The 19,662-nt window shown below is 68.6% G+C and carries 23 protein-coding genes; 4 read left to right on the forward strand and 19 right to left on the reverse strand.

The window, feature by feature from the left end; genetic code table 11:
- Nucleotides 1-16 precede the first annotated feature (16 nt).
- The 8 genes from dapC to H5393_RS06860 form a co-directional block, all read right to left on the reverse strand.
- The gene (dapC, locus tag H5393_RS06825; RefSeq protein ID WP_182766016.1) at nucleotides 17-1,108 is read right to left on the reverse strand and encodes a succinyldiaminopimelate transaminase; all 1,092 of its coding nucleotides are present in this window, start codon (nucleotides 1,106-1,108) and stop codon (nucleotides 17-19) included.
- Complete coding sequence (fdxA, locus tag H5393_RS06830) at nucleotides 1,108-1,428, reverse strand: ferredoxin (protein WP_182761993.1); 321 nt, start codon at nucleotides 1,426-1,428, stop codon at nucleotides 1,108-1,110. Before fdxA ends, dapC begins: the two co-directional genes overlap by 1 nt.
- A gap of 61 nt (nucleotides 1,429-1,489) precedes the next feature.
- The gene (locus H5393_RS06835) at nucleotides 1,490-3,190 is read right to left on the reverse strand and encodes a VanW family protein (protein ID WP_182766017.1); all 1,701 of its coding nucleotides are present in this window, start codon (nucleotides 3,188-3,190) and stop codon (nucleotides 1,490-1,492) included.
- A gap of 75 nt (nucleotides 3,191-3,265) precedes the next feature.
- Nucleotides 3,266-4,942 carry a signal peptide peptidase SppA gene (gene sppA, locus H5393_RS06840; protein ID WP_182766018.1) on the reverse strand — a complete coding sequence of 559 codons (1,677 nt, stop codon included), beginning with the start codon at nucleotides 4,940-4,942 and terminating at the stop codon, nucleotides 3,266-3,268.
- 146 nt (nucleotides 4,943-5,088) lie between these two features.
- Nucleotides 5,089-7,143: a transketolase gene (tkt, locus tag H5393_RS06845; protein WP_182766019.1), complete on the reverse strand. Its 2,055-nt coding sequence runs from the start codon at nucleotides 7,141-7,143 to the stop codon at nucleotides 5,089-5,091.
- 140 nt (nucleotides 7,144-7,283) lie between these two features.
- On the reverse strand, nucleotides 7,284-7,514 hold the full coding sequence (locus tag H5393_RS06850) for a hypothetical protein (RefSeq protein WP_182766020.1): 231 nt from the start codon (nucleotides 7,512-7,514) through the stop codon (nucleotides 7,284-7,286).
- Entirely contained in the window at nucleotides 7,515-8,018 is a 504-nt protein-coding gene (locus H5393_RS06855) for a phosphoribosyltransferase (RefSeq protein ID WP_182766021.1), read from the reverse strand. It abuts the gene before it with no gap.
- Nucleotides 8,019-8,066: 48 nt separating this feature from the next.
- Complete coding sequence (locus H5393_RS06860) at nucleotides 8,067-8,579, reverse strand: GNAT family N-acetyltransferase (RefSeq protein ID WP_182766022.1); 513 nt, start codon at nucleotides 8,577-8,579, stop codon at nucleotides 8,067-8,069.
- 47 nt (nucleotides 8,580-8,626) lie between these two features.
- Here H5393_RS06860 and H5393_RS06865 point away from each other — a divergent pair, with 47 nt between their 5' ends.
- Nucleotides 8,627-9,433 (forward strand): hypothetical protein, encoded by an 807-nt coding sequence (locus tag H5393_RS06865; RefSeq protein ID WP_182766023.1) that lies wholly within the window; start codon nucleotides 8,627-8,629, stop codon nucleotides 9,431-9,433.
- A 1-nt stretch (nucleotide 9,434) separates the two neighbouring features.
- Here H5393_RS06865 and H5393_RS06870 read toward each other — a convergent pair whose 3' ends face one another.
- Complete coding sequence (locus H5393_RS06870) at nucleotides 9,435-9,821, reverse strand: hypothetical protein (RefSeq protein WP_182766024.1); 387 nt, start codon at nucleotides 9,819-9,821, stop codon at nucleotides 9,435-9,437.
- Nucleotides 9,822-9,985: 164 nt separating this feature from the next.
- On the opposite strand from H5393_RS06870, the gene H5393_RS06875 reads away from it, so the two are divergent.
- Complete coding sequence (locus tag H5393_RS06875) at nucleotides 9,986-10,549, forward strand: isochorismatase family protein (protein WP_182766025.1); 564 nt, start codon at nucleotides 9,986-9,988, stop codon at nucleotides 10,547-10,549.
- On the opposite strand, the gene H5393_RS06880 is transcribed toward H5393_RS06875, so the two are convergent.
- The 10 genes from H5393_RS06880 to H5393_RS06925 all read right to left on the reverse strand — a co-directional run bounded on the left by H5393_RS06880 (nucleotide 10,536) and on the right by H5393_RS06925 (nucleotide 18,429).
- The gene (locus tag H5393_RS06880) at nucleotides 10,536-10,952 is read right to left on the reverse strand and encodes a rhodanese-like domain-containing protein (RefSeq protein WP_182766026.1); all 417 of its coding nucleotides are present in this window, start codon (nucleotides 10,950-10,952) and stop codon (nucleotides 10,536-10,538) included. The two genes, H5393_RS06875 and H5393_RS06880, sit on opposite strands and share 14 nt — an antisense overlap.
- Nucleotides 10,949-11,377 carry a CBS domain-containing protein gene (locus tag H5393_RS06885; RefSeq protein WP_182766027.1) on the reverse strand — a complete coding sequence of 143 codons (429 nt, stop codon included), beginning with the start codon at nucleotides 11,375-11,377 and terminating at the stop codon, nucleotides 10,949-10,951. The genes H5393_RS06880 and H5393_RS06885 overlap by 4 nt, the downstream gene beginning before the upstream one ends.
- A gap of 47 nt (nucleotides 11,378-11,424) precedes the next feature.
- On the reverse strand, nucleotides 11,425-12,297 hold the full coding sequence (gene cysE, locus H5393_RS06890) for a serine O-acetyltransferase (protein WP_182766028.1): 873 nt from the start codon (nucleotides 12,295-12,297) through the stop codon (nucleotides 11,425-11,427).
- An 80-nt stretch (nucleotides 12,298-12,377) separates the two neighbouring features.
- Entirely contained in the window at nucleotides 12,378-12,989 is a 612-nt protein-coding gene (locus H5393_RS06895) for a response regulator transcription factor (RefSeq protein WP_182766029.1), read from the reverse strand.
- Nucleotides 12,986-14,155, reverse strand: coding sequence for a sensor histidine kinase (locus H5393_RS06900; RefSeq protein WP_182766030.1), 1,170 nt, complete (start codon nucleotides 14,153-14,155; stop codon nucleotides 12,986-12,988). The genes H5393_RS06895 and H5393_RS06900 overlap by 4 nt, the downstream gene beginning before the upstream one ends.
- A gap of 36 nt (nucleotides 14,156-14,191) precedes the next feature.
- Nucleotides 14,192-14,953, reverse strand: coding sequence for an ABC transporter permease (locus H5393_RS06905; protein WP_182766031.1), 762 nt, complete (start codon nucleotides 14,951-14,953; stop codon nucleotides 14,192-14,194).
- Nucleotides 14,950-15,663: an ABC transporter ATP-binding protein gene (locus H5393_RS06910; protein ID WP_182766032.1), complete on the reverse strand. Its 714-nt coding sequence runs from the start codon at nucleotides 15,661-15,663 to the stop codon at nucleotides 14,950-14,952. The genes H5393_RS06905 and H5393_RS06910 overlap by 4 nt, the downstream gene beginning before the upstream one ends.
- A 93-nt stretch (nucleotides 15,664-15,756) precedes the next feature.
- Complete coding sequence (nhaA, locus tag H5393_RS06915) at nucleotides 15,757-17,199, reverse strand: Na+/H+ antiporter NhaA (RefSeq protein ID WP_182766033.1); 1,443 nt, start codon at nucleotides 17,197-17,199, stop codon at nucleotides 15,757-15,759.
- 211 nt (nucleotides 17,200-17,410) lie between these two features.
- The gene (locus tag H5393_RS06920; protein ID WP_182766034.1) at nucleotides 17,411-17,965 is read right to left on the reverse strand and encodes an NADPH-dependent FMN reductase; all 555 of its coding nucleotides are present in this window, start codon (nucleotides 17,963-17,965) and stop codon (nucleotides 17,411-17,413) included.
- A gap of 83 nt (nucleotides 17,966-18,048) precedes the next feature.
- A complete protein-coding gene (locus tag H5393_RS06925; protein ID WP_182766035.1) occupies nucleotides 18,049-18,429 on the reverse strand; it encodes a hypothetical protein in 381 nt (126 codons plus the stop codon).
- Between the two features lie 85 nt (nucleotides 18,430-18,514).
- Here H5393_RS06925 and H5393_RS06930 point away from each other — a divergent pair, with 85 nt between their 5' ends.
- Nucleotides 18,515-18,934 carry a GNAT family N-acetyltransferase gene (locus H5393_RS06930; protein ID WP_182766036.1) on the forward strand — a complete coding sequence of 140 codons (420 nt, stop codon included), beginning with the start codon at nucleotides 18,515-18,517 and terminating at the stop codon, nucleotides 18,932-18,934.
- 139 nt (nucleotides 18,935-19,073) lie between these two features.
- Nucleotides 19,074-19,646, forward strand: coding sequence for an NADPH-dependent F420 reductase (locus H5393_RS06935; RefSeq protein WP_182766037.1), 573 nt, complete (start codon nucleotides 19,074-19,076; stop codon nucleotides 19,644-19,646).
- Nucleotides 19,647-19,662: the final 16 nt, after the last annotated feature.

Raw genomic sequence — 19,662 nt, forward strand, 5'->3', positions numbered from 1 at the left:
GCCAGGGGCTTTTCGCTCAGACGCTCAGACGCTCCGCGGCAGCGAGGATCCGCTCATCCGTGGCTGTCAGCGCGACGCGGACGTGCTGGGCCGCGGCGGTGCCGTAGAAGTCTCCGGGGGCTGCGAGGATGCCGCGTTCGGCCAGCCAGTTGATGGTGTCGCGGCAGTTCTCGCCGCGGGTTGCCCACAGGTACAGCGAGCCTTCGGAGTGGTCGATGCGGAAGCCGGCCGCCTCGAGCGCGGGCTTCAACACGGCCCTGCGCGCCAGGTATCGCCGGCGCTGTTCCTCAACGTGGCCCTGGTCCCCCAGCATCGCGGCCATCGCGGCCTGGATGGGGGCCGGCACCATCATGCCGAGGTGCTTGCGCACGCCGATGAGCGGCTGGACCACGGCCGGATCGCCCGCGACGAAACCGCCGCGGTAACCGGCTGCGTTGGAGCGCTTGGAGACGGAGTGGACGGCCAGGAGGCCGGTGAGGTCTCCGTCGTTGACCCGCGGGTCGAGCACCGAGACGGCCTCTGCGTCCCAGGCGAACTCGCCGTAGCACTCGTCGCTGGCGAGCACGGCGCCCACCCTGCGGGCTGCGGCGACGAAGGCGCGGAGCTCCTCGAGTGACAGGATGCGGCCCGTCGGGTTGGCCGGGGAATTGATCCAGATCACGCGCGCGTTGGCCGGAAGGCCCTCAGGATCGTCCAGTGGCACCGGTCGGGCGTTCGCTACCAGCGCACCCACTTCGTACGTCGGATAGGCGCATTCGGGGAAAACGACGGCGTCTGACGGCCCCAGCCCCAGGAGGAGGGGCAGCCAGGCGACGAGTTCCTTGGTGCCGACGACGGGCAGGATGCCCTCGTGGACGAGTGGGACGGAGGCCCAGCGCCGCTCGAGGTAGGCGCGGATGGACGAGCGGGTCTCCGCAGCGCCCCACACCGTCGGGTAGCCGTGGGCGTCACCCGCCGCGGTCAAGGCATCGATCGCGAGTTGCGGGGCGGGGTCGACGGGCGTGCCGACCGACAGGTCGACGAGGCCGCCCGGGTGGGCGCTGGCGACGCGCTTCGCGTCAGCCAGCGTGTCCCAGGGGAAATCCGGCAGCCGGGCCCCCAGGCCCATCAGTTGCCCTGCGGCGGCAGCGCCTCAACTACCGGATGGTCCTTGTCGATGGTGCCGAGCTTGGCGGCGCCACCGGGTGAGCCGATCTCGTCGAAGAACTGGACGTTGACATCGTAGAACTCGGCCTGCTCCTCCGGCACGTCATCTTCGTAGTAGATGGCCTCGACGGGGCACACCGGTTCGCAGGCGCCACAGTCGACACACTCCTCGGGGTGGATGTAGAGCATCCGGTTGCCCTCGTAGATGCAGTCGACGGGGCACTCTTCAACGCAGGCGCGGTCCTTCACATCAACACACGGCAGTCCGATGATGTACGTCACAGTTTCTCCTCACAAGCGGGCGTCCCCCAGCTTAGCGCTACCTGGCTGGAGGGCCCACCCGTCAGGGCTGGCAGATGATGCGATCGCCCGCGCTGTACTTCCAGCTGTAGGGCTCCCTCTTGACAACCTTGCCGTCCTTGTGGAAAAGGCGTTCCCAGTTGACGGTGAAGCCCTGGATGGGCGCCTGCGGCTCACAGGCCGGGTCCCCCGTGACGGTGCGTTCCTTGCCGGTGTAGAAGCCGGACTTCGTCAGCTCTGTGGAGGTGACCTTGTCCCAGGTGGGCTTGGACCAGATCTTGAAGGTGATCGAGCCGCGCTTCGACGACGAGGAGGGGCTGATGTAGCCCTGGATGATCGCCGGGTACTCAGTGTTGTTCTGGAAACGCATGTCCAGGGAGCCGTAGTAGACCGTGGCCTCGCGGCCGGCCGGGTAGCGGTCGAAGTAGAGGCTGTGCGGCTTGTGCTCGACGTCCTTGAACCCGGCGAAGAAGCCGGCGTTGAAGAGGGTCGTGGCGGCCTGCGAGATGCCGCCGCCGGATTCCTTGACCAGGCGACCCTTGTTGATCACGTAGCCGTCCACGTAGCCGTTGGCCGTCGTCCGCTCGCCCAGGGTGTCGTTGAGCGAGAAGGTCTCGCCCGGCATCAGCACGGTGCCGTTGACGCTCTTGGCGGCCTGTCCCAGGTTGTTGTTGCGGTAGGCGGCGTGGGGGTAGGTGGTGGTGAATTCGCCGATCACGGTGAACGCACCGAGTGCAGTGGCCTTCGCCGTCGGGTACTCGGGCTCGACCGTTTCCACCTCGACGGGCACCGTGCGGGCCTCACCGGTGGCCGTGGCGGCCTTCTCGACGGCGGCCGCGAAGGCCTCTTCCGTGAGCTCCTGGCCGGTGACGGCGGGCACGACGACGACCTTGCCGCCCTCGAACGTGAAGGTGGCGTCCTGGGCCTCGGTGAGCTTCAACGCGCGCCGCGCCTCAGCGGTCTGTTCGAACAATGTCGCAGTGTCGAGGGTGCCCACGATCTCGTCGTCCTGCACCTCGAGCGTCGCGGCCTCCGCCAGCGAGCCGGGGGCGATCTCCATCTGCACGTCCCCGTGGGTGAGGATGACCGGTCCGCTGATGAGCGGCTCCGCGAAGTTCTTCACCACGTCGTCGACCATGGCGTCGGTGACCTTCGCGGGGGTGTTGACCAGGGTGACCGCCACGTTGCCCCTGCCCTCTTCGAACGCGGCACGGGCGGTCTCCACGGTGGCGTCGACGTCCATGGCCTGCGCGTCCGTGGCAGGAGTGCGCACGATCTTGCCCCCGTCGAATGCGACGGTGGCGTCGACGCCCTCGACGGCAAACTCAGGCGCCTTGGCCTCGATCGCCGAGCGGAGCGCGGCCTCGTCCACGGTGCGCTGCACGGCGACCTCGCTGCCGCCGGTGAGGGTCTCGTACATGTCCGCCGGGTTCCAGCTGTGGCCGCCTCCGGCCGCCTGGACGGTGGCCTCGTAGTCGAAGCCCAGCCCTGCCTCCGAGGGGACGATCTCCGTCGACACGCTGCCCGCGCTGAGAGTGACCGGTTCAGTGAGCTTGGGCGCGATCTCGGTCTCGAGCTTCGCCCGGGCCTGCTCGGGTGACATCCCGCCGATGGGCACGCCGTCGACGGCAGCCTGCGCCGGTACCTGGTTGCCCGCCACGAAATAGGCGGCCACATAGGCGCCGCCCACGAGGATCAGTACCCCGATGATGCAACCGATGACAATCTTGCTGGCTCTACTCACGTCCACCCCTCGTGTACCGCGGCGGTACAAGCGGGTCCATCGTACGTTTAAAGGTCAAGCGCTCCCAAAACAACGTCACGAGATCCGCAGGTTCCAGGGCATGCTGAGTGCGCCCTGACTACGGATGCCGAGACTGCCGGCCAAAGAGACGAGCATCTGTTCAGGCACTGCCAGGCCCGCTCCCCCTGCGACGGCCTCCGAGGAGGTGGCGGGCTTGATGAGGTCGAAGAGGCCGGAGTCGCCGACGTGGCTGATCTTCACGGCCTCCGGATCGAGGCCGGCGAGGTCACAGGCACGCTCGATGGCGAGCCGCTGCCCACCGAGATGATCGACCAGGCCACGCTCCTTCGCGTCGGCGCCCGTCCAGACACGGCCCCTCGCCAGGCGCTCGAGGTCCTCGTAGGCCATGCCGCGGTCTGCCGCCGCGAAGGTGGTGAAGTCCAGGTAGATGCGGTCCAGCCAGCGGTCGAGACGCTCCCAGTCCTCCTGCGAGAACTCATGGGCGCTGGAGAACGTGCCGGCCGCAGCCCCGACCGGGATGGTCTCGCGGACCAGGCCGAGCTTGTCGTAGAGCCCCTCGGTGACCATCTTGCCGGCGAGTACGCCGATGGACCCCGTCAAGGTGGACGACTGCGCCACGATCTCGTTGCAGGGCATCGACACGTAGTAGCCGCCCGAGGCCGCATACGCGCCCATGTGGGCGACGACCGGCTTGTCCGCCTCGCGCAGGCGCAGGACGGCGCGCCGGATGAAGTCTGAGGCGACGGCTGAGCCACCTGGAGAGTCGACCGCGAAGACGACGGCCTTCACCTCGTCGTCTCGCAACGCGGCCCGGAAGTGCTCGTCGACGACGTCTGCCCCGGCCTGTTCGCCGCCCATCGGCGAGCGGACGCCGCGGCCGGTGACGATGGAGCCGCGGAGGCTGACGACGGCGACCTTCGGCTGCTTGGGGCGCAGCTTCTTCAGCAGGGCGGCGCGCGAGGTGTAGCGGTGGGCGAACAGCAGGTTCTCCGGCTCGGCACCCCATTGCTTGAGCGTGTGGGCGTAGGCCTCGTCGCGGTACCCGACGTAGTCGATGAGCCCGAGGGTGAGGGCCCGCTGCGGCTCGACGGGCGAGGAGTTCACCGCCTCCCACACGGTGTCGGCCGTCAGCCCACGCAGCCGGGCGACGTCGTCGACCACTCGGTCGACGATGGACTGGCCGATGCGCTGCATCATCTCGCGGTGCGGTTCGGTGACCGTGTCTGCGGCGAACGTGTTCGCGGCGCTCTTGTACTCGTGGCGCTGGCCGAACTGCGGCTCGACGCCCACCTTGTTCAGGAGCCCCTTGAGCAGGGTGATCGACAACTCCACGCCCTCGATCGAGAGCATGCCGGTGGGCTGCACCCAGACCTTCTGCGCGGCCGCGGCGAGGCGGTAGCCGCCCAGGCCCTGCACGAGCTCCCCGAAGGACTCGGCCCAGGCCATCGTCTTCTTCTTCTCCCCGAACTCCTCGATCAGCCCCGCAACCTCCTCGAGGTTCGCGAGCTGGAGTTGGGTGGGGTTGGCGTGCACGATCAGCCCCAGCACGCGGTCATCGTCCGCGGCGGCGTGGAGGTGTTCACGTAGGGCGGAGATGGTGGGGCTGTTGATCAGTTGGATGGCCTGCAGCGGATTGGTCGGCTTCGCGACCAGCACCCCCCGCGCCATGTCCAGTTCGAGTACCACCGGCTTGTCGCCGACGATCTTGCCAAGCACGTCCTTGAGGCTCATGAGCCAAGGATACGTGCGGGCTCCAGCCGCCACCGTGGATCCGGCGAGGCCCACGACGTGACCGGAAATGCAGCAGCCCCGCCCACTTCCGTGGACGGGGCTGCCGCGTACCCCTGCCGGGGGCGCGGGTCAGACCGGGCTGGGCGTCAGAGGATGCCCTTGGCGGTGGCGGCCACGTTCTCGGCGGTGAAGCCGAACTCCTCGAAGCACTTGGCACCCGACGCCGAGGCGCCGTAATGCTCGATGCTCACCGAGGCGCCCTTGGCGCCTACGTACTTGCCCCAGCCCATCTCGATGCCGGCCTCGACGCTCACGCGTGCGGTGACCGCCGCGGGCAGCACCGATTCCCTGTACTCGTCGGACTGCTCCTCGAACCATTCCTGGCACGGCATCGACACGACCCGGGTGGGCACGCCGTCGGCCTCGAGGAGGTCCTGCGCGTCGAGCGCCACGGCAACCTCGGAGCCCGTGGCGATGAGGATCAGTTTCGGCTCGGCGGAGGCCTCGCTCAGCACGTAGGCACCGTTGGCGACACCCTCTGCAGAGGCGTACCTGTCGCCGCGGGCGACCGTACGCAGATCCTGACGCGACAGGATGAGGCCGGCCGGACGGTCCGTGCGACGCAGCAGCTCACCCCAGGCGACGGAGGTCTCGTTCGCGTCTGCGGGGCGCACGACGTCGAGCTTCGGGATGGCCCGCAGCGCGGCGAGGTGCTCGATGGGCTGGTGGGTGGGGCCGTCCTCGCCCACGCCGACGGAGTCGTGCGTCCAGACGAACACCGACGGCAGGTTCATGATGGCTGCCAGCCTGACGGCGGGGCGCATGTAATCCGAGAAGACCAGGAACGTGCCCCCGTAGGCCCGCGTGAGGCCCGAAAGGTTGATGCCGTTGACGATGCCGCCCATGGCGTGCTCGCGGATGCCGAAGTGCAGGGTGCGGCCGTACTGGTTGCCGGCCCATTCCTTGGTGGTGCGCTCCTTGGGCAGGAACGAGGGCTCGCCCTTCATCGTGGTGTTGTTGGAGCCGGCGAGATCGGCGGAACCGCCCCACAGCTCCGGCAGCTGGTCTGCCAACGCGGCGAGCACCTCACCGGAGGCGGCGCGCGTGGACTTCTTGCCCTCCTCGAAGACCGGCAGGGAGAAGTCCTCGGGCAGCTTGCGTGCCGAGACCCGCTCCAGCAGAGCGTTGCGCTCCGGGTTGGCCTGCTTCCAGGCCTCGAACTTTGCGTCCCACGCCTCGCGGGCGGCCTTGCCGCGTGCAGCCGCGTTCTCGCGGGCGTGCTTGACAGCCTCGAGGTCGACGGCGAACGGCTCGTGCTCGAAGCCGAGCACGTCCTTGAGTGCCTTGATCTCCTCGCCACCGATCTTCGAACCGTGCACCGCTGCCATGCCCTGCTTGGTGGGCATGGGCCAGCCGATGACGGTGGTCAGCTTGATGAACGACGGCTTGTCCGTGACCGCCTTGGCGGCCTCGATGGCGTCGTACAGCGCCTGGAGGTCCTCGGTGTACTCGGTGCCCCCGTTGGTCCAGTCGACGTGCTGGACGTGCCAGCCGTAGGCCGCGTAGCGGGCGCTGACGTCCTCGCTGAAGGCGATGTCTGTCTGGCCTTCGATCGTGATGCGGTTGTCGTCGTAGATCAGGACGAGGTTGCCCAGGTTCTGGGTCGCGGCCAGCGACGAGGCCTCGGACGCGACGCCCTCCTGGAGGCAGCCGTCACCGGCGATGGTGTAGATCATGCGGTCGAACACGGACTCGCCCGCAGGGGCGTCCGGGTCGAACAGGCCACGCTCGCGGCGGGCGGCCATGGCCATGCCGACGGCGTTGGAGATACCGGCGCCCAAGGGGCCTGTGGTGCACTCCACGAACTTGGTGTGCATGTATTCCGGGTGGCCCGGCGTCTTGGCACCCCAGGTGCGCAGAGCGGCGATGTCGTCGAGCTCCATGTCCATGCCGGCCAGGTACAGCTGCGTGTACTGGGTCAGCGACGCGTGGCCGGCCGACAGGATGAAGCGGTCACGGCCCAGCCACAGGTGATCCGTGGGGTCGCTGTTCATCACCTTCTGGTACAGCAGGTAGGCGGCAGGGGCGAGGGACACTGGCGTCCCGGGGTGGCCGTTGCCGACCTTCTCGACGGCGTCGACGGCGAGGATGCGGGCCGTATCGACAGCGCGGGCATCCTTCTCGGTCCACTCAAGAGTCACAGTTGTTCCTAACTCGTAGCTGTGCAGCGCAGCGCATGCTTCCTTGCTGCGGCGGTCATGCGAGCAAGCCTATCTTGCGCTTCCCCGGAACCCCGTCCTCGGGTGCGGTAATCGGTGCAACATTGGGCAACTGCCCAACTTCACCAGGACCCGCCGCCACCCCCGGTATTGCCGGAATCCGGGAGGAGCAGGTGACCGGGCACGCGGGCCGCGTCGAGGGCCTCCTGATCGCGGGCCTCCTGCTCCGTATTCTCATCGGTTTCCCGGGGCTGGCCGGGTGCGACGGGGCGGACCGTCTCGCCGAGCGCCTCGCGCACCAGCTTCTGGATCCCCTCGCCGCTGGACGGATCGAACTTGCGGATTTCAGCCATTCATCGCTCCTCAGTGACAGGCGGCTCAGCCGACCAGGGGAACACGATCCACTTGTCGGTGGCCTTCCAGACGTAGTCCGGCTCCACAATGGTACGCGGCTTGGAGAACAACACGGCCGAGCGGACGTCGGCGCCGAAGCCACGCAGCAACTTGATGACGAGCTGCAGGGTGCGGCCGGAGTCAGCCACGTCGTCGACGACGAGGATCCTGCGCTCAGCGATGGATTCGGTGTCCAGCATGGGCGCGAGCAGGATGGGGTCCGGCAGCGTCTCGTTCACGTCGGTGTAGAACTCGACGTTGATCGCATCCGAGAGTTTGACGCCCAGGGAGTAGCTCATGGCACCGGCCAGGGTAAGCCCGCCCCGTGCGACGGCGATGATGATCTCGGGGAAGAACTCCGATGCGGCCACGGCGGACGACAACTCGCGCTGGGCGTCACCGAAACCTTCCCAGGTGAGAACTTCCTTGTCAGTGAGGTCCCGAGCGTCCGCGTGATAAGCCATGGGGCAATGTTAGTGGGTAGGACTCGGGGGCCGTCCCCACCCTTGCGCTCAGCTCGGCTCGTTGTTTTCGAAGATCATCGTCATGAACACCACGTCGAGCCAGCGGCCGAACTTGCGACCCACCTGCGGGAGCCGCCCGGCCACTTCGAAGCCCAGCCTGCGGTGGAACGCGATCGAATCCTCGTTCGAGCCGTCCACGACGCCCAGCATGACGTGCACGCCGCGGCCCTGGGCGTAGTCGATGAGGGCAGTCATCAACATGCGACCGGCCCCCGCCGTCCGGTGCCCGGACCGGATGTAGACGCTGTGCTCGACCGTGTGGCGGTAGCCCTCCAGGGGGCGGAACTGGCCGTAGCTGGCGTACCCGATGATGAGCCCGTCCGGATCCTCCATGACGAGCACGGGGTAACCGGTGGCGGTGAGCCGTTCGAACCACTTCTGGCGGTCGGCGACCGACACGGGCTCGAGTGCATAGGACGCCGTCGTACCCACTCCGGCCTCGTTGTAGATGTCGGTGATCGCCGGGAGGTCGCGGATATGGGCAGGGCGAATGGTCGGCATGGCTCCATCGTAGGGCGCTCGCCCGGTGGGCCACTACGCTCGACGCCATGAGGATCCACGAACTGAGCGGTGCCTGGGGCACCGCACGCGTCGCCGAGTTGGGGGGCTGTGTGCTGTCCTGGGGTCCGCGGGGCGGCGACGACGTGCTCTTCGTGTCGAAGGACGCCCAACTGCTCCCGGGTACCATGTGGCACGGCGGCATCCCGGTCTGCGCGCCCTGGTTCGGCACCGGGCAGGGTGACTGGGAGGTGCCCCACGGCCACGGGCTCGTCAGCCGGGTGCAGTGGCGCACGGATCTCCTCGAGCAGAACGACGACGGAGCCAAGCTGGTGCTGACGCTCACCTCGGCAGACGTCGCCCACCTGCCGGGTGCCCAGCGCTACCCCGACGACCTCACTTACCGCCTCGACATCACCGTCGACGTTGCCGCGCTCACCGTCGCGCTCACGATCGGCTCACCCACCCGCGAGGTCTCCATCGACCAGGCTTTGCACCCCTACCTGCGCATCGACGCCACGGCGGCCACGGTGACCGGGCTCGAGGACGTGGACTTCCAGGACGTCCCGCACGGGTGGCGGCCCGGGCGCGACGCGGATCCGCTCACCTTCGGAGAACACACCGATCGTGTCTATGCCGAGGCCCCGCCCCTGTTCCTCAGCGACGTCCGGCGCACCCGCAGGCTCAGCAACCATGGCGCGAGCCGCACCGTGGTGTGGAATCCGGGCCCGGCGAACACCGACGTGGGCGAGGAATGGCGCGAATTCGTCTGCCTCGAGTACGGCACTGTGCGCGACGGCGCAGTCACCATCCCGGCCGGCGGCGACCACCGGTTGGCGATGACGATCGAGGTGTGATTCAGCCCCGGTAGACGGTGGTTTCGGCGGGCAGACCCATGCCTCCCTCAAGGGGCGCATCGCCCGTGAAGACGCAGCCCAGCGTTGGCGAGTACAAGCAGACACCTGCATGACCGTTCGGCGCCCGGACCGCCTGCAGCGTCACCGCCCCGACGGTGAACTCCTGGCCGACGTGGGGCGTGGCCCAGACGGGCGCACCGGTGCGCTCCTCCAGCCTGCGCACCGCGTCGCTGCCGGCGGGGTCCGTGGTGTACACGACGGCGACCACGCGCCGCCCGTCGACCATGTCGAGAATCGTGTCGGGATCAGCCACGGCATTGACGGCGATCACCTCACGCTCGTCGCCCACCAGCCACGTGTTCCGTCCACCCTCGGTGGCCGCCAACATGACTGGAGGCATACTGTCGTCCCCCATATTTGACTGCATACGGGTCAGAGTAACCCCGGCCCCCACCCTTGGGGGAGGTTTGGCAGGTCCCGCAATGCGAATCCGCATCCCTGGCCCTCGGGCCGCCCCTACAGTGGAATCCACAGTCAGGGAGGGGTCTCGAGATGGCACGTGCACTGATCGTCGTCGACTGCCAGGTCGACTTCTGCGAGGGCGGCGCGCTGGGCGTCGAGGGCGGCAACGCGACGGCGGAGGGGATTGCGGAACTCCTGGCGTCGCGACACGGCTACGACTACGTCGTGGCTACCCGCGACCACCACATCGACCCGGGGACCCACTTCTCCCCGACGCCGGACTTCGTCGACTCCTGGCCCCCGCACTGCGTCGTGGGGACGGCGGGACAGCAGCTCCACGAGGCGCTGCGTACCTACCCCTTCGACGCCGTCTTCGACAAGGGTTCGTACCGCGCCGCGTACTCCGGCTTCGAGGGCACGATCGGCGCGCACGACGACGGCGTCGGGCTCGCGCAGTGGCTCGGCGAGCAGGGCGTCACCAGGGTGGACGTGGTGGGCATCGCCACGGATTACTGCGTGCGCGCCACGTCCCTCGACGCCGCACGGGAGGGTTTCGACACCACGGTGCTCAGCCGGCTCACGGCCGCGGTGCACCCGGCGAACGTCCCGGCGGTTGCGGAAGAGGCCGCCGGGGAACGCATCACCTGGGCCTGAACGGTTCCACGGGATGCCCGGCCTCTGACCATGCGCTGAACCCGCCGTCGAGATGGGTCACGTCCGTGCGGCCCATCTCGTGCAGGGCCGCCGCGGCCAGCGCTGAGCGCCAGGCCGAGCCGCAGTAGAGGACCAGCCTGCGCCCGTCGTCGAGCGATCTCCGGTAGTAGGGCGACGCCGGGTCAACCCAGAATTCGAGCATCCCGCGCGGCGCCCGGTAGGCACCGGGGATGACGCCGAGCTTCTCCAGTTCGCCCTGCTCGCGGATGTCGACGAACAGCACCGAGGTGTCGTCGAGCAGGGGGAGGGCGTCGTCGATCGCCACAGGTGGCACGACGCTGTTGGCTTCGGCCACGAGGTCCTGCGCCGTGCGGCGCAGCGGTTGTCCGGGGGCCCGCGTCATCCGTGCAGGTACTTGACGAGATGTTCCTGCTCCGTCTGCAGTTGGTCGATCCTGCTCTTGACGATGTCGCCGATGGAGACGATCGCGGCCAGGTGCCCGTCGACCATGACCGGCAGGTGCCGCGCGCGGAACCTGGTCATGTCCGTGGCCACGGCGGCCAGTTCATCGTCCATGCCGCAGGTGTGTACGTCGGAATCCATGACGTCGGAGATGGGCCGGTCGAGGAGGTCCGGACCGAATCTGCGGAGGCCCTGCACGACGTCGCGCTCGCCGACGATGCCGGTGACCGTGTCGCCGTCGTCCGTGATGACCACGGCGCCGATGCGATGTTCGGCCAGGAGGTCGACGAGGTGCCGCACGTCCTGGTCAGCACGCGCGGTGATGACCGAACTGCCCTTGTTGTGAATGACTTCGTTGATCCGCATGCCCCAAACTAACGCGTCCGCGGGGCGTGCGCAGCACTTCGCCGGTGTTATTCGCGGACTTCCCCGGTGTCCGACGGCTTTGCGTCGCCATCAGCGTTGCCGTTGCCATTCCCGTTGCCGTTGCCGTTGCCCAGGGTTTGGATCATGTCGAACGCGGGAAGCGAGGCCGGCGGCACGTTGACCACCTTCGCGGGCACACCGGCGACGGTGGTGTGGGGTTCGACGTCCTTCAGCACCACGGAACCGGCACCGATCTTGGCGCACTCCCCCACCCGGATGTTGCCCAGCACCTTCGCGCCGGCGCCGATCATCACGCCGCGGCCGATCTTGGGGTGGCGGTCGCCACCCTCCTTGCCGGACCCGCCCAAAGTCACCTCGTGGAGCATCGAGAAGTCGTCCTCCACGACGGCGGTCTCACCGATGACGACCGACGTGGCGTGGTCGAACATGATCGACTTGCCGATCCGGGCGCCGGGATGGATGTCGACGGCGAACGCCTCGGAGATGCGGCTCTGCAGGTAGAGAGCCAGGGGCTTGCGGTCATGCGTCCAGTAGAAGTGGGCGACGCGGTAGGCCTGGATGGACTGGAAGCCCTTGAAGTACAACAACGGGTTGGCGTAGCCGGGGCAGGCCGGGTCCCGCGTCACGACGGCCTGCAGGTCTGCCCGGATGGCCTCCTGGATGCACTCCTGCTCGTGCAGCACGTCGTGGAAGATGTCGCGCAGGCCCAGCGCCGGCAGCGTGGGGCTGTCGAGCTTGCTGGCCAGGATGTAGGCCAGCGACTCCTCGACGTCAGGCTGGCTGAGGATGGTGGCGTGCAGGAACCCGGCCAGCAGCGGCTCGCTGTCGGCAGCCTCGCGGCATTCGCGCTTGATCGCGTCCCAGATCTGGTCATCGGGCACGAGGCGGGCGGGATCCATGACGGCCTCCTGAGGTCGGGTCGTCCCACAGGTTACCCGCAGCGCAGGCTGGGCTGAGCGTTGTTCGCCGTAGGCAATTGCTACAGGAGGCCCCGGTCGAAGGCGACCCGCACCGCCGCGGCGCGGTCCCCCACCCCGAGTTTGCCGAACACCCGCGAGAGATGGGTCTTCAACGTGGCCTCACTGATGAACAGCCGCGCGGCCGCCTCCCTGTTCGTGCCTCCTGCCGCCACCTCCCGCAGCACCTCCAGCTCGCGCTCCGTCAGCGACGTCCCGCCGCCCCTGCCACTCAGCACGCTCAGGGCTCTGGGTGTCAGCACCGGATGGCCCGCGGCGAGCTGGCGCACGGCGTCGACGAGGTCACTTCGCGGGGTGTCCTTGAGGAGGTACCCGTCGGCGCCGGCTTCCAGCGCATGCCGGATGTCCTGGTCCGTGTCGTAGGTGGTCAGCACGAGGATGCGCGGCCGGCTGGAATGTCTGGCGCGCAGCGCGGTGATCGCCGGGACGCCGTCGCCGGCGGGCATCCTGAGGTCCATCAGCACGACGTCGGGATCGAGCTCCGCCACCAGCGCCACCGCTTCGTGACCGCCCCCGGCCTGGCCCACCACCTCGATGCCGGACGCGTGCTCGAGGATCGCCACGATGCCGTCGCGGACGATGGGGTGGTCGTCGGCGATCACGACGCGGATCATCGCCACCTCCCCGGGAGGGTCGCCGTCACGATGGTGCCGCGTCCGGGCGCGGAATCGACGGTGAGGTCGCCGTCGGCCTCCGTGGCCCGGCCCCGCATACCCGGTAGCCCGACGCCGGAGCGCGTCGACGAGGGCTCGAAGCCGGCACCGTCGTCGGCGATGGTGACGCGCACGTGGTCGTCCTCGTAGCCCAGCTCGATCTGCACGTTGCCGGCGTGCGCATGCTTCCGGGCGTTGGAGAGCGCCTCCTGCGTGATGCGCAGCAGCGCCGGGTCGTTGGCGCTGGGGCGGGCGTCGCCGTCGACGATCAGCCTGGCCTCGCCACCCTCGGCCTGGCGCCAGGCCATCAGGAGGTCGCCCAGGGCGGAGGGCAGATCGGCTTCGTCGAGGCGCGGCGACGACAGCGCCCGCACCGCGCGACGCGCCTCGGCCAGAGCCTTGCGCGCCGTCTCGTCGACCAGTTCGAGTCGCCGTTCGCGTTCGGCCCCGTCATCGGTGCTGGAGACCGCCGCGAGCTGGGCGATGATCGCCACCAGGTCCTGGGCGACGGTGTCGTGGATCTCTCGGGCCAACCGAGCACGCTCCTGCGCCACGCCGGTGTCGCGGGCCCGATGCACCAGTTCGGCCTGCAGTGCGGCGTTGGCCTCCTGCGACCGCACCAGCTCGTCATTGGTGCGCTGCAGTTCGTCGGCGCGCTGCCGGCGGGCCTTGTCGGCGCACCCCATCGTGACGGCGATGGTGAGGTTCACCGTCAGGAACAGGGCCAGGAACAGGGGGGTGAACAGCGCCGACGGCGGCCCGCCAGTCTGGGAGACGGCGCAGACGACGGCCGTGGCCACCACCCCGGCGGTCGCCTCCCTGCCGCGGAGATGGCGCTGGGAATCCTCGTAGCCGTAGAAGGCGTACAGGCCGAACAGCGGGTTGAGCAACACCAGCGGCACCACGACTGCGACGTTGCCCCAGAAGGCGAACCGGGACCGCGCGGAGCGTGGCGTCTGGCTCGCCAACAGCCAGCGGGCGGCGGCGGCCATCAGCGTCAGCGCCACGAACCAGGGCACCGTCTCCGGCCGGTAGAACCCCGGCGCGAGGCTGACCAGCACGAGCGCCCCGGCCAGCGAAAAGCCGAGAAGGATCAGCGGGGCCACCGGCCAGTCGCGCTTGAGCATGCCTCTATCCTCCACCACCCACTCCTGTCGCCCGCGTCACTCCCAGCGGAAAGTCTTCAGCGCCACAGCGATGCCGATCACAGCCCACACCAGGCAGACGATCACGCTGGTCGCCGGGGAGGCGATCCAGCCGGTGGCGGGGCTTGTCGAGACGCCGAACATGGCGTCGGTCATCAACTGCGTGGCGGCACCGCCAGGCATCAGGTTCGAGACGGTGGTCAGCCAGTCCGGGAACAGGGCGCGGGGGAACCACATGCCGGCGGCGAACCACTGGGTCGCGGCGACGGCGGTCCCGATGCCGCTGGCCGCCTTCGGGCTGGGGATCAGCGCGCAGAGCACCGTGCCGAGGGCGAGGAACGCCGCCGTCGACAGGACCACCGCCAGCGCGTAGCGCACCGGTTGGACGGCGCCGCCGACCCCGAAGAACAGCGGCGTCACGGCGATGATCAGGGCGGCGCCCAGGCTGAGCACCACCATCACGGCGAGGAACGCCTTGAGCAGGTTCCCCACGGTGGCGGGCGTCGTGCGCAGCCTGCGCAGGAAGCCGAGCTCGCGGTAGTCCCCCAGCACCTGCGGGAGCAGCACGAGGCCGGTCATGGAGATCACGAACATGGTCAGGGTGGGCGTGTAGGCCTGGCTGACGCTCAGGCCGCCGAAGGCGTCGTTCGGCTGACGGGCGGCGGGAATCGCGGCGATCACGATGGCCGCCAGGATGGGCAGCGCCAGCCAGACGACGACACCGGGGGTGCGGGCGAACATGCGCACCTCGTTGCGGAACAGGGCGACGGTGGCGTTCATGCGGCTGGTTCCTTCCAGGTCAGTTCGAGGTAGGCCTCTTCGAGGGAGCGGTGGCCCTCGGCGAGCACCGCGGGAGGGGAGTCGGCGACCACCACGCCGTCGTCGATGACGAGTACGCGGTCGCAGAGGTAGTCGGCCTCCTCCATGGAGTGCGTGACCAGGATGATGGTCACGCCGGTGTCGCGCAGGGCGGTGAGATAGCGCCAGATCTCCCGGCGGGCCGACGGGTCGAGACCGGTGGTCAGCTCGTCGAGGATCGCGATGCGGGGGCGGCCGATGAGGGCCAGCGCCACCGAGAGCCGCTGCTGCTGGCCGCCGGAAAGCTGCTCGAAGCGCTTGTTGGCGTGGTCTGCGAGGCCGAAGCGGCGCAGGAGTTCGTCAGAGGCTACCGGGTCCGCGTAGAACGAGCCGAAGAGGTCGAGGGCCTCGCGCGCCTTGATCTTCGGCGGCAACTGGCACTGCTGGAGTTGCATGCCGACGAGGCTGCGGAACCCCCGAGGGTCGTCCGCGGGGTCCATGCCGTCGACTGAGATGGACCCACCGTCGCGGCCGCGGAGGCCGCCGATGCATTCGACGGTGGTGGTCTTTCCTGCGCCGTTGGGCCCGAGGATGCCGACGATCTCGCCCTCCTCCACGCTGAGGTTGATGCCGTTCAACACGCGGTGCGGGCCGTAGCTCTTGGTCAATTCGGAGACATGGATCAGTGCCATGTCCCCATCATTCCGCGGCCTGGGCCTCGGCGGATCAGTCAGGAGGATCGAAGCGGGGTCATCCGATCGGATGATTCGGGTGCCGCCCCGGCGTCAGTCCTCCGAACTCGGGCCGTAGCGGCTCTCGCGTTCCTCATCCAGGGACTCCTTGAACTCGGTCTCGACGTCCAGGTCCACCCCGTCGAGCGCCGCCATGTAGTCCATGTCGGGATCCGGGATGTCCTCGCCGTCCATGAACCCGATGACCTCGGGGTGCCAGGACAGGCCGCGCCGCTCTTCGCCCGTGATGGGCTCTGTGTAGACGTCCGGGACGCCGTCGAGGTTCATGTCCGCCCGGCGCGCCATCCGCGCGTCCCGCGACAGAGCGATGGCGCCCGCGATCGCGGAGACCGCGGTGCCCAGCAGTACGCCGATCTTGGCGCCGGCGGTGTGGGTGCCGTCGGCGAACGAGAGGTCCGCGATCAGCAGCGACACCGTGAAGCCCATGCCGCACACCAGGCCGATGGGCAGGAGGTCCCTCAGCCCGATGGCGTCAGGGAGGCGCAGTGGGGTCAGTTTCGTCACCAGCGTGGTGGTGAGCAGGACGCCGGCGATCTTGCCGATGAACAGGCCCGCAACGATCGCCAGCACCACCGGCTGCAGGAGGATGTCGCCGATGCCCTCGTCGGTGATGAACGTCACGCCGGCGGCGAAGAAGGCGAAGATCGGCAGCACGAGGCCGGCGGAGTACGGCTGGAGCGCGTTGTTGATCGTGTGCGTCCGCGCCTCCTCCTCGCCGTGGACGGGGCGGGCCGGCACGCAGAATCCGAGGATGACACCGGCGATGGTGGCGTGCACGCCGGAGGAGTGCATGAACCACCAGGCGGCCAAGGCCAGCAGCACCAGCACCCAGCGCGGCCAGCGCCGGGTGCGCACCACGAACCAGAAGGCGACGGCGGCGGCGGCGGTGCCCAGCAGCATCGGGATGTTGAGGTCACTGGTGTAGAACACGGCGATCACGATGATGGCCAGCAGGTCGTCCACCACCGCCAACGTCATGAGGAACATGCGCAACGCGCGCGGCAGGCCACGCCCGAACACGGCCAGCACGGCAAGCGCGAAGGCGATATCGGTGGCGGTGGGGATGGCCCAGCCGTGGGCGGCGCTGGAGTCGCCGGTCAGGAAGATGACCAGCGAGAAGACGATGGCGGGCATCGCCATGCCGCCCACCGCCGCGAGGACGGGGACGGCCGCTTCCTTGAGGTTGCGGAGCGAGCCGACCACGAGGTCGTGTTTGAGTTCGACGCCGACGAGGAAGAAGAAGAGGGCGAGCAGCCCGTCAGAGGCCCAAGCCGCGAGGGGCAGGTCGAGGTGCCAGGCTTCGGGGCCGACGCGGAACTCCGACAACGCGTGATAGGCATCGGCCCACGGGGTGTTGGCCCAGATGAGCGCCACCATCGCCGCGGCGAGGAGCAGCGCTCCGCCGGTGGTCTCCCGGGTCACCCAGAGGCGGAGCCTCTCGGCCGTGGAGGGCCGTTCCATCACGTCGGTCGTCATTGATTCTCCAGTCCGTGGCGCTGGGTGATGTGCGCCAAATTACGCTCCTCACCACTGCGGTCTTCCGGGTTGCCAATTGTTGCAGGGCGCCGCAGCGGTGAGAACCTACCGTCCATCCCAGATGGGGCGACGGGTGCCCCCGACGACAGAACACCCGGCGTGCCGAAGCACACCGGGTGTTCTGGTTGTCGAGCGGAGGCTCGGCTCTGCCTCAGGCTGCGAGCCGGTCCTCAGCGCCGCTGAAGGTGACGAAGGCCCCGACGAAGCCCTCGATGATCGCGCGGAGGTTCTCGGACTGGATGGTACCGTCCTCGCGCAGGTCGCCGTCGCGGAACTGGACGAACGCCTCCGGCTGGCCCATCACCTGCATGTCAAGGTGGGCGAGCACGTTGCGAAGATGCTGCTGCGCCATGGCGGTGCCGGCGCCGCCGGGCGAGGTGCCGATGACGGCGGCGGGCTTGCCGCCCCACACCGAGGTGCCCCAGGGACGGCCGCCCCACTCGAGGGCGTTCTTCAGCGCGGCGGGCACGGTGCGGGAGTACTCGGGGGTGACGAAGATCACGGCGTCGACGTCGGCGACGGCGGCCTTGAAGTCAAGGGCGACCTGCGGGTAGTCGACGTCCGCGTCACGGTTGTACAACGGCAGGTCCGCGATGTTCACCTCGACGTACTCGACACCGGCCGGCAGCACGGTGCCGATCGCCTTGGCGAGGGAGCGGTTGATGGAGGTCGACGAGAGAGAGCCGACGATGTAGCCGATGCGCATGGAAAACCTTTCGAAGTTCATTGCTAGTTGAAAGGTTAACCACCTGGCGCTGGGATGCCAAATCGGCTCAACTGACGCGCGCCTCAGGCCTCGTCGAACGCGTCGGGTTCCTCCGCGTACTTCGCCTCGAGCGCCTCCTGGAGCGCGGCGTCGTCGGGGATGAGGGCGTAGTAGTCGTCGTCCGCGCTCTGTTCCAGGTCCTCGAGGGCTTCCACGTCGCCGACGACCTCGGCGGACTCGGCCTCGATGCGCTTGACGAGTTCAGCCACCTGGTCCAGCCCCAGCCAGCGGTAGCCCTCTTTGGCTTCGGAGAGTTCCTCGGGGTCGATAGTCTCCACGGCGTGGAGGGCGCCCCCGTTCATCACCATGCCGTGGAAGACCAGGGCTGCGGCGAGCGCGATGTCGCCGTCCCCCTCTCCCCCGCCGTCGAGTGCGCGGTTCCAGATTCCGTCCAGGTTGCTCATGCGCGGAATTCTAGGCGGTTGCTCGGTGGTGTCCATTCCGCAGCCGGCGACGAAGAGTGGCCCGGGTGCTGACTACGCTTGATTCATGACGGCGATCGAGTTGACCGAGCACGACCTCCCCACCAGGGAGGAGCTCGTGACGCTCTACGACAGCGTCGGCTGGAGTGTGTACACCACGGATCCCGAGCGCCTGTACGACGCGGTGAGCCGCTCGCTGCGGGTCGTGTGTGCCCGCGAGGACGGCCAACTCGTCGGCCTTGCTCGCGTCGTCGGCGACGGCCTGACCATCGTCTATCTGCAGGACATCCTCGTCGATCCCGCGCACCAGCGCAGGGGCATCGGCAGGCACCTGTTCGAGCGCATCCTGGAACCGTTCAGCGACGTGCGCCGGCAGGTGCTCATCACCGACGACGAGCCGGGGCAACGGAACTTCTACGAGTCGCTCGGCCTCACTGAGATCGCGGACATGGCGCACCCCATCAAGGCCTTCGTCCGCTTCGCGTGAGTCACGAGCACTCTCCCCGGGCGCACCGCGCACCCCGGGACGGAGCATGTCAAACCCTTCTCCCGGGCCTGGATCGGTGTTAGTTTGAGCGCATCGCCGGCCCCGCCGGCTGGCGTCGACGCCTCCGGAAGGAACGCTCATGACCAGCATCTCCATCATCGGCACCGGCAGCATGGGACAGGCTCTCGCGAGCATGGCGAAACGGGGCGGGAACAACGTCCAGTCCATCGGCAGCGAAGACACCTCGGAGGCCACCGGCGACATCGTGATCCTGGCCGTCCCCTACCCCGCGGTCGATCAGGTCCTCACCCAGCGCGGCGCCAGTTTCGCCGGCAAGGTCGTCGTCGACATCACCAACCCGGTTGACTTCGAGACATTCGATTCCCTCTCGGTGCCGGCGGACAGTTCCGCGGCTGCGGAGATTGCCCGCAAGCTGCCGCAATCCCGGGTGCTCAAGGCGTTCAACACGACCTTCGCCGCCACCCTGGCCGAGGGCACGGTGGGTGAGCTCACCACCACGGTGCTGATCGCCGGCGACGACACCGACGCCAAGGCCGAGCTCGCAGAGGTGGTGAAATCCGGGGGGCTCAACGCGATCGACGTGGGCGGCCTGAAACGCGCCCGCGAACTCGAGTCGATGGGCTTCCTCCAGATCACCCTCGCCGCCGCCGAGAAGCTGCCCTGGACCGCGGGCTTCGCCGTCGTCTCCTGAGGGTGGGTGACGCCAC

The organism is Tessaracoccus sp. MC1756, from assembly GCF_014164735.1.
Taxonomy (GTDB): Bacteria; Actinomycetota; Actinomycetes; order Propionibacteriales; family Propionibacteriaceae; genus Arachnia.